Below are 12,335 nucleotides of genomic sequence, written 5' to 3' on the forward strand. Positions count from 1 at the left end.
AGAAAACGGAATGTCTTCCTTGCTACGCGCCACCCTGATCACTCTGGCTTTGCTGACCACCGCCGGTTGCACCAACAAACCCGTGCTAAACACCCAGCACGATTTGCCGGTCACGGCCCAGCTCAGCGAAGAAAAAATCAAACAGGTGATCGTCGCGGCCCTGCAAAAACGCGAATGGACCGTGCAACGCCTGAGCCCGCAACTGGTGCAGGCCGAAATCACTGTGCGCAACCAATTCCACGCCGAAATCGATATCCGCTACACCCGCACCAGCTACGCCATCACCTACCGCGACAGCCGCGACCTGGGCTACAAGGACGGCAAGATCCATCGCAACTACAACCGCTGGGTGAGCATGCTGGATCGCGACATCATGGCGGGCTTGCAGAGTGCGGGTATCAATGGCGTGGAGGCCTTAAAGCAGAACTGAGGCTTTCGCATCCAAATGTGGGAGCTGGCTTGCCTGCGATGGGCATAGGTATCTACACAACTTTTAAAAGCACCCTATTTCTCCTGTGGCGAGCAGGCTTGTCCTGCGTTGGGCTGCGAAGCAGCCCCAAAAACAGACGCTGAGTACTTTCAGCAAAATTGCAGTGCCTGTACTGGGGCCGCTTCGCAGCCCAACGCAGGCGGTGCGACGATTCGACAAGCCTGCTCGCCACAACAGCCCACCTGCCACAGACTTCGTGTTAACCGGTTGTGTAGATACCTATGCTGCGATGGGATCACCTCAGTTTTTCTGATAAACCGAGACGCCTGCATCGCAGGCAAGCCAGCTCCCACTTTTGACCGTGTTCGACTATAAGATCGCCTGGCGCGTCAGCAGCTCCACAAAGGCCTTGGCCATTGGCGTTTGCGCACCCTTGCGTTGCACCAGCCACACCGCCGTCACGGCCTCCCGATCGAGCAAGGTGCGATAGACCACGCCATCAATGCGGATGCGCTGGTAAGACGCCGGCAGCACCGACACCCCCAACCCCGCCGCCACCAGGCCGATGATGGTCATCGCTTCTCCAGCTTCCTGGGCGAAGTGCGGGCTGAAGCCGGCATCGCGGGCCAGGTTGAGCAGCTGAGCGTAGAGGCCGCTGCCGTAGGTGCGCGGGAAAAATACAAACGGCTCTTCGGCCAGTTGCGCCAGGTGCAGGCCGCGCTCGCTGCCTTCCACCAACGGATGGCCAGCGTTCAATACCGCAACCAACGGCTCGCGCATCAACTCGATCACGCTTAGAGAATCCGGCAACGGCAGCGGGCGCATCAGGCCCACCTGAATCGACTCATCCACCAGCGACTCGGCCACTTCGGTGCTGCTCATTTCCTGCAAATTCAGGTGCACCGCCGGGAAGGCTTTACGAAACGCAAAGATCGCCTGTGGAATGCTGGCGTTGAATGGCGCCGACGAGGTGAAGCCGATCTTCAGTTCGCCTAACTCCCCCAATTGCGCGCGGCGGGCAACGTCGGCGGCTTTATCCACCTGCGCCAACACCAAACGCGCCTCGTGCAGGAACAATCGGCCGGCCTCGCTCAGCTCAACCCGACGATTGGTGCGCTCAAACAAGCGTGCGCCGACTTCCTGTTCCAGCGCCTGGATCTGCTGGCTCAACGGCGGTTGAGAGATGCCCAGCACCTGCGCGGCGCGGCCAAAATGCAGCTCTTCGGCGACGGCAATGAAGTACCGCAAGTGACGCAATTCCATGCAAACCTCATTAGGTCGTAAAAGCTCTTAAACAGGTCGAACAATATATTGGAAAGAATCATTAGGCAGCTATATTCTTTTTCGTATTGCCAGTCCTGGCAGGCTTTTCCTCCCCGAGGTCCCCGTGAAATCTGCTGTCGCGCCATTCGCTCAAGAAGTCCCGCCTACCGCCTTGGATGAGGTGGTCGCCCAGCTCAATGACGCGTACATCGAAAAAGGCACGCCGATGTTCATGCGCACGGTGCTCGCGCTGTTCTCCGGCGGGTTTGCCACCTTTGCCCTGCTGTACTGCGTGCAACCGATGATGCCGGCGTTATCCCACGAGTTTTCCATCAATGCGGCGCAAAGCAGCCTGATCCTCTCGGTCGCCACGGCGATGCTGGCGCTGGGCCTGCTGATTACCGGACCGATTTCCGACCGCTTGGGGCGCAAGCCGGTGATGGTTTCAGCCCTGTTCTGTGCCGCGCTGGCGACCATCGCCAGCGGCTTGATGCCGACCTGGGAAGGCATTCTGCTGATGCGTGCGCTGGTGGGCTTGTCGCTAAGCGGCCTGGCCGCCGTGGCGATGACTTACCTGAGCGAAGAGATCCACCCTCAGCACATTGGTCTGGCCATGGGCTTGTACATCGGCGGCAACGCGATTGGCGGCATGAGCGGGCGCCTGATCATCGGCGTGTTGATCGACTTTGTCAGCTGGCACACCGCGATGCTGATCATCGGCGCGCTGGCGCTGATCGCAGCCACGGTGTTCTGGAAAATCCTGCCTGAATCGCGCAACTTCCGCGCCAGCAGCCTGAAGCCGCGTAACCTGGTGAACGGTTTTGTCATGCACTTCAAGGACGCGGGCCTGCCGTGGCTGTTCCTCGAGGCCTTCCTGTTGATGGGCGCATTCGTGACGATGTTCAACTACATCGGCTATCGCCTGTTGGCCTCGCCCTACGAACTTAGCCAAGCGGTGGTTGGCCTGTTGTCGCTGGTGTACCTGTCAGGCATCTACAGCTCGGCGAAAATCGGCTCTCTGGCTGACCGTCTCGGCCGCCGTCGCGTACTGTGGGGCACCATCGTCTTGATGCTGTCGGGGATGCTGCTGACCCTGTTCACGCCGCTGTGGCTGGTGGTGCCGGGCATGCTGATCTTCACCTTCGGCTTCTTCGGCGCGCATTCGGTAGCCAGCAGCTGGATTGGGCGGCGGGCGGTAAGGGCCAAAGGGCAGGCGTCGTCGCTGTACCTGTTCTGCTACTACGTGGGGTCGAGTGTCGCGGGGACGGCGGGCGGGTTCTTCTGGCACTTTGCCGGGTGGAACGGGATTGGCGGGTTTATCGTGGCGCTGTTGATTGGCGCGCTGCTGGTGGCGCTGAAGCTGGCGAAATTACCGCCGCTGAGGAATGTAAAAACCTGACGCGGTCCTGCTTTTAATGTGGGAGCTGGCTTGCCTGCGATAGCAATAGTGAATTCACTACTGCTATCGCAGCGGTGCGACGATTCGACAAGCCAGCTCCCACATTAGGTTTGCGTTTTATTCGTGGTATTGCGCCGACAGCTCATGCACTGCACGCAGGAACGCGCCAGCGTGCTCCGGGTTCACTTCCGGGGTGATGCCATGGCCGAGGTTGAACACGTGGCCGCTGCCCTTGCCATAGCTGGCCAGGATGCGGCCGACTTCGTTGCGGATCGCTTCCGGCTTGGCGTAGAGCACGGTCGGGTCCATGTTGCCTTGCAGCGCCACGCGGTTGCCCACGCGCTGGCGGGCTTCGCCGAGGTCGCAGGTCCAGTCCAGGCCCAGCGCATCGGCACCGGCATCAGCAATGCTTTCCAGCCACAGGCCGCCGCCTTTGGTGAACATGATCACCGGCACTTTGCGACCTTCGTGTTCGCGGATCAGGCCGCTGACGATTTTGCGCATGTAAGCCAGGGAGAACTCCTGATACGCCGCCGACGACAGGTTGCCGCCCCAGGTGTCGAAGATCTGCACCGCTTGCGCGCCGGCCATGATCTGGCCGTTGAGGTAGCTGGTAACCGACTGCGCCAGCTTGTCCAGCAACAGGTGCATGGCTTGCGGGTTGTCGTAAAGCATGGCCTTGGTTTTGCGGAAGTCTTTCGACGAGCCGCCTTCGACCATATAGGTAGCCAGGGTCCACGGGCTGCCGGAGAAGCCGATCAACGGCACGCGGCCGTTAAGCTCGCGGCGGATGGTGCTCACAGCGTCCATCACGTAACCGAGGTCTTTGTGCGGGTCCGGGATCGGCAAGGCTTCGATGTCGGCCAGGGTGCTGACAACTTTTTTGAAACGCGGGCCTTCACCGGTTTCAAAATACAGGCCTTGGCCCATGGCATCAGGGATGGTGAGGATGTCGGAGAAGAGGATGGCCGCATCCAGTTGTGGGTAGCGGTCCAGCGGCTGCATCGTGACTTCGCAGGCGAACTCCGGGTTCATGCACAGGCTCATGAAGTCGCCGGCATTGGCGCGACTGGCGCGGTATTCCGGCAGGTAGCGACCGGCTTGACGCATCATCCACACGGGCGTGACGTCTACGGGTTGCTTGAGCAGGGCACGAAGGAAACGGTCGTTCTTGAGGGCAGTCATGTCGGCATCCGCAAAAAAAGTGCGGGCATTTTCTCAGAGCGCGACGCAAAAGGCACGGAGTGAGCCGTGCCTTTTGTCTATCGGGTCAATTTGTCGCGGTGTCTTGCGGTATGACAGACACCAACAAACCCTATCTGGAATGGGGTTTGTGTGGGAGCTGGCTTGCCTGCGATGGCGGTGGTGAATTCACTATCGCTATCGCAGGCAAGCCAGCTCCCACCGTTGACCGTGTTTCAACTCAAACTTGCAGGTAATCCAGGATGCCTTCGGCGGCGTTGCGGCCTTCGAAGATCGCGGTCACTACCAGGTCAGAGCCGCGCACCATATCGCCACCGGCGAAGATTTTCGGGTTGCTGGTCTGGTGCTTGTACTGGCCTTGTTCCGGGGCTACCACGCGGCCCTGGCTGTCGGTCTGGATTTCGAACTGCTCGAACCACGGCGCCGGGCTTGGACGGAAACCGAAGGCGATAACCACGGCATCAGCCGGGATGATTTCTTCGGAACCCGGGATCGGCTCGGGGCTGCGACGGCCACGGGCGTCCGGCTCGCCGAGACGCGTCTCGACCACCTTCACACCTTCAACACGGTCTTCACCGACGATGGCGATCGGCTGGCGGTTGTAGAGGAACTTCACGCCTTCTTCCTTGGCGTTCTTCACCTCTTTGCGCGAACCGGGCATGTTGGCTTCGTCACGACGATAAGCACAGGTCACCGACTTGGCGCCCTGGCGGATCGAGGTGCGGTTGCAGTCCATCGCGGTGTCACCACCGCCCAGTACCACGACCTTCTTGCCTTTCATGTCGACGAAATCTTCCGGCGACTTTTCAAAGCCCAGGTTGCGGTTGACGTTGGCGATCAGGAAGTCGAGCGCGTCATACACGCCCGGCAGGTCCTCACCGGCAAAGCCGCCCTTCATGTAGGTGTAGGTGCCCATGCCCATGAACACGGCGTCGTATTCGGCGAGCAGTTGCTCCATGGTGATGTCTTTGCCGATTTCGGTATTGAGACGGAACTCGATACCCATGCCGGTGAAGACTTCACGACGGTGGCTCAGCACGGTTTTTTCCAGCTTGAACTCGGGAATACCAAAGGTCAGCAGGCCGCCGATTTCCGGGTTCTTGTCGAACACCACCGGGGTCACGCCACCACGCACCAGTACGTCGGCGCAGCCCAGGCCCGCCGGGCCTGCGCCGATGATCGCAACGCGCTTGCCGGTCGGCTTGACCTTGGACATGTCCGGGCGCCAACCCATGGCGAACGCGGTGTCGGTGATGTACTTCTCCACCGAACCGATGGTCACCGCGCCGAAGCCGTCGTTAAGGGTGCAGGCACCCTCGCACAGACGGTCCTGGGGACAAACCCTGCCGCAGACTTCCGGCAGGGTGTTGGTCTGGTGCGACAGCTCGGCGGCAGCGAGGATGTTGCCCTCGGCCACCAGCTTGAGCCAGTTGGGAATGAAGTTGTGCACCGGGCACTTCCATTCGCAATACGGGTTACCGCAACCCAGGCAGCGGTGGGCCTGGTCGGCCGAGTGCTGGGGTTTGAAGGGTTCGTAAATTTCCACGAACTCTTTCTTGCGTTGACGCAACAGTTTCTTCTTCGGATCTTTGCGCCCGACATCGATGAACTGGAAGTCGTTATTCAGACGTTCAGCCATGTTAAAACCTCATCAAACTCTTCAGGCGCATATCACTGCGGGTTGGCACGGATGCTGGAAAGCAACGATTTCAGGTTGGCAGCCTTGGGCTTGACCAGCCAGAAACGACGCAGGTAATCATCGAGGTTTTCGGCGAGGTTACGGCCCCATTCGCTGCCGGTCTCCTCGACGTACTCGTCCAGCACGTGCTGCAAGTGGTTCCGGTAGGACTCCATGGCTTCGCCGCTGATCCGCTGGATCTCGACCAACTCGTGGTTGACCTTGTCGACGAAGGTGTTGTCCTGGTCAAGCACGTAGGCGAAACCGCCGGTCATGCCCGAGCCGAAGTTGTAACCGGTCTTGCCCAGTACCGCGACAAAGCCACCGGTCATGTACTCGCAGCAGTGATCGCCAGTGCCTTCCACCACGGTGTGGGCACCGGAGTTACGCACGGCGAAACGCTCACCGGCAGTACCGGCAGCGAACAGCTTGCCACCGGTGGCACCGTACAAGCAGGTGTTGCCGATGATGGCACTGTCCTGAGTCTTGTAGATGCTGCCTTTAGGCGGAACGATCACCAGCTTGCCGCCGGTCATGCCCTTGCCCACGTAGTCGTTGGCGTCACCTTCGAGGTACATGTGCAGGCCGCCGGCGTTCCACACGCCAAAGCTCTGGCCGGCTGTGCCGTTGAAGCGGAAGGTGATCGGCGCTTTCGCCATGCCTTGGTTGCCGTGCTTGCGCGCGATTTCGCCGGAGATGCGTGCGCCGATCGAACGGTCGCAGTTGCAGATATCCAGGGCAAAGTCGCCACCGCTGGCGTCATTGATCGAGGAACTGGCCATTTCGACCATCTTCTCGGCCAGCAGGCCTTTGTCGAACGGCGGGTTGCGGTCCACCTGGCAGAATTGTGGCTTGTCTGCCGGGATGTGATCGCTGCCCAACAGCGGCGTCAGGTCCAGATGGTTCTGCTTGGCGGTCTGGCCTTCGAGGATGTCGAGCAGGTCGGTACGGCCGATCAGCTCTTCCAGCGAACGCACGCCCAGCTTGGCCAGCCACTCACGGGTTTCTTCGGCGACGTAGGTGAAGAAGTTCACCACCATGTCGACGGTGCCGATGTAGTGATCCTTGCGCAGCTTCTCGTTCTGAGTGGCGACGCCGGTGGCGCAGTTGTTCAGGTGGCAGATACGCAGGTATTTGCAGCCCAGGGCGATCATTGGCGCAGTACCGAAGCCGAAGCTTTCGGCGCCGAGGATCGCGGCCTTGATCACGTCGAGGCCGGTTTTCAGGCCGCCATCGGTCTGCACCCGCACCTTGCCGCGCAGGTCGTTGCCGCGCAGGGTCTGGTGGGTTTCAGCCAGGCCGAGTTCCCACGGTGCGCCAGCGTACTTGATGGAAGTCAGCGGCGAAGCGCCGGTGCCGCCGTCATAGCCGGAGATGGTGATCAGGTCGGCATAGGCCTTGGCCACACCGGCGGCGATGGTGCCGACGCCAGCTTCTGCTACCAGTTTCACCGAAACCAATGCTTGCGGGTTGACTTGTTTCAAGTCGAAAATCAGCTGCGACAAGTCTTCAATCGAATAGATGTCGTGGTGCGGCGGCGGCGAAATCAGGGTGACGCCCGGCACTGCGTAACGCAGCTTGGCGATCAGACCGTTGACCTTGCCGCCTGGCAGCTGGCCGCCTTCGCCGGGCTTGGCGCCCTGGGCGACTTTGATCTGCAGCACTTCGGCGTTGACCAGGTATTCCGGCGTTACACCGAAACGACCAGTCGCCACTTGCTTGATTTTCGAGCTCTTGATGGTGCCGTAGCGCGCCGGGTCTTCGCCGCCTTCGCCGGAGTTGGAACGCGCACCCAGGCGGTTCATGGCTTCGGCCAGGGCTTCGTGGGCCTCAGGCGACAAGGCGCCCAAAGAGATACCGGCGGAGTCGAAGCGCTTGAGGATCGATTCCAGCGGTTCGATTTCACTGATGGCCAGCGGCGTGTCCAGGGTTTTCACCTTGAACAGGTCACGGATCATAGACACCGGGCGGTTATCCACCAGCGCGGTGTATTCCTTGAACTTGGCGTAGTCGCCCTGCTGCACGGCGGCTTGCAGGGTGTTGACCACATCCGGGTTGTACGCGTGGTATTCGCCACCGTGTACGAACTTGAGCAGGCCGCCTTGCTGGATCGGCTTGCGCGCGCTCCAGGCTTCGGCTGCCAGGGCTTTCTGTTCGGCTTCGATGTCGACGAAACGTGCGCCCTTGATACGGCTTGGCACACCACGGAAGCTCAGCTCGCAAACCTCTTCGGACAGGCCGATGGCTTCGAACAGCTGTGCGCCACGGTAAGACGTGACGGTGGAGATGCCCATCTTCGACAGGATCTTCAGCAAGCCCTTGGTGATGCCCTTACGGTAGTTCTTGAACACCTCATAGAGGTCGCCCAGTACTTCACCGGTACGGATCAAATCACCCAGCACTTCGTAGGCCAGGAACGGGTAAACCGCCGAGGCGCCGAAACCGATCAGCACTGCGAAGTGATGCGGGTCGCGGGCAGTAGCCGTTTCCACGAGGATGTTGGAGTCGCAACGCAGGCCTTTTTCGGTCAGGCGATGGTGCACCGCGCCGGTGGCCAAGGAGGCGTGGATCGGCAGCTTGCCTGGCGCGATGTGACGGTCGGTCAGCACGATCTGGGTACGACCGGCGCGCACAGCCTCTTCGGCCTGATCGGCGACGTTGCGCACAGCGGCTTCAAGGCCGAGGCTCTCGTCGTAGTTCAGGTCGATGATCTGGCGGTCGAAACCTGGACGCTCCAGGGTCATCAACGAGCGCCATTTGGCCGGGGAAATGACCGGCGAGCTGAGGATCACACGGGAGGCGTGCTCAGGCGATTCCTGGAAGATGTTGCGCTCGGCACCGAGGCACACTTCCAGCGACATCACGATGGCTTCACGCAGCGGGTCGATCGGCGGGTTGGTCACCTGGGCGAACTGCTGGCGGAAATAGTCGTACGGCGTACGCACGCGCTGGGACAGCACGGCCATTGGCGTGTCATCGCCCATGGAGCCGACCGCCTCATAGCCTTGCTCGCCAAGCGGACGCAGCACTTGGTCGCGCTCTTCGAACGTGACCTGGTACATCTTCATATACTGCTTGAGCTGGTCGACGTCGTAGAAAGCCGAACCGTGGTCGTTGTCTTCCATGGTCGCCTGGATGCGCAGGGCGTTCTTGCGCAGCCATTGCTTGTACGGGTGACGCGACTTCAAGCGGTTGTCGATGGCGTCGGTGTCGAGGATCTGCCCGGTTTCGGTGTCCACGGCCAGGATCTGGCCCGGGCCTACACGGCCTTTGGCGATCACGTCTTCAGGCTTGTAGTCCCACACGCCGATTTCCGACGCCAGGGTGATAAAACCGTTGGTGGTAGTCACCCAACGCGCCGGGCGCAGGCCGTTACGGTCGAGCAGGCACACCGCGTAGCGGCCGTCGGTCATCACCACGCCGGCCGGGCCGTCCCACGGCTCCATGTGCATCGAGTTGTACTCGTAGAACGCACGCAGGTCCGGGTCCATGGTCTCGACGTTCTGCCACGCAGGCGGGATGATCATGCGCACGCCACGGAACAGGTCAATGCCGCCGGTGACCATCAATTCGAGCATGTTGTCCATGCTGGAGGAGTCGGAACCCACGCGGTTAACCAGCGGGCCGAGCTCTTCGAGGTCCATCAAATCGTTGGCGAACTTGGTGCGACGGGCCACGGCCCAGTTGCGGTTGCCGGTGATGGTGTTGATCTCGCCGTTGTGGGCGAGAAAGCGGAATGGCTGAGCCAGCGGCCATTTCGGCAGGGTGTTGGTGGAGAAGCGCTGGTGGAACACGCAGATTGCGGTTTGCAGGCGCTCGTCGCTCAGGTCTGGATAGAAGGCGGTCAAATCCGCCGGCATCATCAGGCCTTTATAAATGATGGTCTTGTGCGAAAAGCTGCAGATGTAGTGGTCGGTGTCGGCGGCGTTGGACACCGATGAACGACGACGCGAGGTAAACAGCTTGATCGCCATGTCCTGATCGCTGAGGCCATCGCCTGCGATGAACACTTGTTCGATCTGCGGCAGGCGCTCCAGGGCCAGGCGGCCGAGCACGCTGGTGTCGATCGGCACTTTGCGCCAGCCCACCAGTTGCAGGCCAGCAGCCAGGATCTCGCGGTTCATGTTCTCGCGAGCGGCTTCGGCTTTTACCGGGTCCTGATTGAAAAACACCATGCCCACGGCGTACTGCTTGGGCAGGTCGACAGCAAATTGCTCTTTTGCGACAGCGCGCAGGAACTGGTCGGGTTTTTGAATCAGCAAGCCGCAACCGTCACCGGTCTTGCCGTCGGCGTTGATCCCACCGCGGTGGGTCATGCAGGTCAGGGCCTCGATGGCCGTTTGCAAAAGGGTATGACTGGGCTCGCCCTGCATGTGGGCTATCAGGCCGAAACCGCAGTTATCCTTGAATTCATCGGGTTGGTACAGACCTGCTTTCATAGACACTTTCTCACCAGGCTGCCTCTTATATCGAGGCAAATTTCTTTTCAATTCAACCGGTTACCTTCCACGCCGAACGTACGCCGGCTTAGCGGGGGCAAAAGGGAGGTCATTGTACACACCGACACGAACGCTCACAAATTTAGCGACGAAATGTCGCAAATCTATGTCGCATTTATGAAAGGTTTAAAGCGATATGCTGTGCTAGTCAAAACTTTTTTAATTCTGACCGCTACGACTCAAAAGCTACTGTGACGCAGACACCGCAGGGCGCGCGGCCTTGAGGGCAGCACGCACTTGCGGTTTTAATTTTGAGGTGCCGGGAGAGGCGGCCTGGGTAAGGCCGCCGAATCTTCAGCGACTTGTTGCGAGTTCTTGTTGAACGCTGGCAACAGTGCGAGGCCAAGGTTTACCAGCCTGAACCTTCGCTGGCAAGGCTTTGATAGCGGAATCAGCTGCTGCACGGCTTGGGAAGCTGCCGTAGGTGATCACGTAGAGAGGCTTGCCGTTGAGCACTTTCTTGAAATAACGGTACTGGCCGCCCTGCTCTTTCACAAACGCCTGGGCGTTGGCTTCGGAACTGGTGCCCAGGATCTGCACGACGAAATTACCGGTTGGCTGGCTGGTGTACCAGCTGCTGCCGGCGGCGGCAGGGGCAGCGGCCTTGGCAACAGCGGCAGGTTTTTCAGCAGGCTTGGCGGCCGGTGCCGGCTTGGCCACTGGCGCAGGCGCGACAGGCTTGGCAACCGGGGCAGGCTTGGCAGTGGCAACGGTCGGCGCTGGCGTCGGCTTGGCAACTGGAGCGGCTGCCGGGCCAGCCGGAACGCCGGCAGGCGGTGCGGTGGTGGTTACGGTTGGCGGCGTGGCGCTGGAGCCTTCCACCGGCACACCGTCGTCACCTTCGGAGATACCACCGGCGGCTTCAGCGAGCGGGCCGCGCATGACTGGCTGGCCGACCATCGGCAGGTTGGTCGGTTGGCCGGAGTTGGCGAATTCGACATTTGGCGTGGGCTTGCCCAGTGGCAACTGCGCCTGTTCGGTTGGCGCGCCGGCGGTGGCGGGTGCCTTGCTGCGACCCGGGATCAACCAGGCAGCAGCGACAGCGACCACGACCACGGCAGAAATCGCCAATACGTGCTTCTTAGGCATAGTAAACCCCATCTTTGGACGCTTAACCGCAGAGCGGCTGGCAATCATGGCTTCGATCAAGGCATCGCGGGCAACCTGGTTGATGGTGCCAGGCCAGCCGCCTGCGCTTTCGTGAATATCAGAGATCTGATTTGCCGTGAAAAGTTCGATACCGGCACCGGCGCCTTCGAGGCGTTGAGCCAGGTATTCGCGGGTTTCTTCCTCTTCGTACGGCTGCAATTCGATGACGTGAAACAGCTCCTGCTCACCGCTGATCTGCTCCAGATCGGCGATCAAGGACGACTCACCAAACAGGAACACATGCGGGCGCCCTTCCGGCGTACCCGCCGCCAGCGCCAGCAGCGCTTCCAGGGCGGATTCGTCGAGCTGCTCGGCATCGTCCACCAGCAAGTAGACTTCCTGGCCGGTGAGGCCCAACTGCACAACCTGCTTGAGGATCGCGTTCGGCTCGGCATTGGCAACGTTCAGCGCCTGGGCCACTTGGCGCAGCACGCCGGCTGCATCACCGGCACCACGGGCCGATACCACCACGCTCTGTACCGATTGCTTGTTGGTGCTGGCAACCAGCGCCTGGCGCAGCAGGGTCTTGCCGCTGCCCAACGGGCCGGTCACAACCAGCAACAGTTGGCTGTAGCGCGCCAGGTGGTGCAACTGACCGAGCACCGGCTTGCGCTGGGCAGGGAAAAATTTGAAGCCAGGCACCCGTGGAGCAAAAGGGTCGTGGCTTAACTGGTAGTGGCCGAGGAACGCCTCGTCGGCATGCAAACTAGTCAT

General features: G+C 60.7%; 7 protein-coding genes. 2 read left to right on the plus strand and 5 right to left on the minus strand.

Features of this window, described 5'->3' with window-relative positions; all coding sequences use genetic code 11:
• The first annotated feature begins 10 nt into the window (after positions 1 to 10).
• Positions 11 to 430 (plus strand): hypothetical protein, encoded by a 420-nt coding sequence (locus tag HBO41_RS13425; RefSeq protein WP_017138558.1) that lies wholly within the window; start codon positions 11 to 13, stop codon positions 428 to 430.
• Between the two features lie 369 nt (positions 431 to 799).
• Here the strand turns inward: HBO41_RS13425 and HBO41_RS13430 are convergent, their stop codons facing one another.
• The gene (locus HBO41_RS13430; RefSeq protein ID WP_017138561.1) at positions 800 to 1,693 is read right to left on the minus strand and encodes a LysR family transcriptional regulator; all 894 of its coding nucleotides are present in this window, start codon (positions 1,691 to 1,693) and stop codon (positions 800 to 802) included.
• 172 nt (positions 1,694 to 1,865) lie between these two features.
• Here HBO41_RS13430 and HBO41_RS13435 point away from each other — a divergent pair, with 172 nt between their 5' ends.
• Positions 1,866 to 3,092, plus strand: a complete 1,227-nt coding sequence (locus HBO41_RS13435) for an MFS transporter (RefSeq protein WP_178110912.1) — start codon at positions 1,866 to 1,868, stop codon at positions 3,090 to 3,092.
• 117 nt (positions 3,093 to 3,209) lie between these two features.
• Here the strand turns inward: HBO41_RS13435 and hemE are convergent, their stop codons facing one another.
• The 4 genes from hemE to HBO41_RS13455 all read right to left on the minus strand — a co-directional run bounded on the left by hemE (position 3,210) and on the right by HBO41_RS13455 (position 12,335).
• Positions 3,210 to 4,277, minus strand: a complete 1,068-nt coding sequence (hemE, locus tag HBO41_RS13440) for a uroporphyrinogen decarboxylase (RefSeq protein WP_169986591.1) — start codon at positions 4,275 to 4,277, stop codon at positions 3,210 to 3,212.
• A gap of 238 nt (positions 4,278 to 4,515) precedes the next feature.
• Positions 4,516 to 5,934 carry an FAD-dependent oxidoreductase gene (locus tag HBO41_RS13445; protein WP_003187920.1) on the minus strand — a complete coding sequence of 473 codons (1,419 nt, stop codon included), beginning with the start codon at positions 5,932 to 5,934 and terminating at the stop codon, positions 4,516 to 4,518.
• A gap of 32 nt (positions 5,935 to 5,966) precedes the next feature.
• Entirely contained in the window at positions 5,967 to 10,412 is a 4,446-nt protein-coding gene (gene gltB / locus HBO41_RS13450) for a glutamate synthase large subunit (protein WP_169986593.1), read from the minus strand.
• 354 nt (positions 10,413 to 10,766) lie between these two features.
• Positions 10,767 to 12,335 (minus strand): AAA family ATPase, encoded by a 1,569-nt coding sequence (locus HBO41_RS13455; RefSeq protein WP_017138565.1) that lies wholly within the window; start codon positions 12,333 to 12,335, stop codon positions 10,767 to 10,769.

It is taken from the genome of Pseudomonas sp. WS 5146 (assembly GCF_012985495.1).
Classification (GTDB): Bacteria; Pseudomonadota; Gammaproteobacteria; order Pseudomonadales; family Pseudomonadaceae; genus Aquipseudomonas; species Aquipseudomonas edaphica.

Bases quoted from the DNA above. Each gene is read 5' to 3' on its own strand.
- HBO41_RS13425 (WP_017138558.1), top strand. From the start codon at position 11: ATGTCTTCCTTGCTACGCGCCACCCTGATCACTCTGGCTTTGCTGACC.
- HBO41_RS13430 (WP_017138561.1), bottom strand. From the start codon at position 1,693: ATGGAATTGCGTCACTTGCGGTACTTCATTGCCGTCGCCGAAGAGCTG.
- hemE (WP_169986591.1), bottom strand. From the start codon at position 4,277: ATGACTGCCCTCAAGAACGACCGTTTCCTTCGTGCCCTGCTCAAGCAA.
- HBO41_RS13445 (WP_003187920.1), bottom strand. From the start codon at position 5,934: ATGGCTGAACGTCTGAATAACGACTTCCAGTTCATCGATGTCGGGCGC.
- gltB (WP_169986593.1), bottom strand. From the start codon at position 10,412: ATGAAAGCAGGTCTGTACCAACCCGATGAATTCAAGGATAACTGCGGT.
- HBO41_RS13455 (WP_017138565.1), bottom strand. From the start codon at position 12,335: ATGACTAGTTTGCATGCCGACGAGGCGTTCCTCGGCCACTACCAGTTA.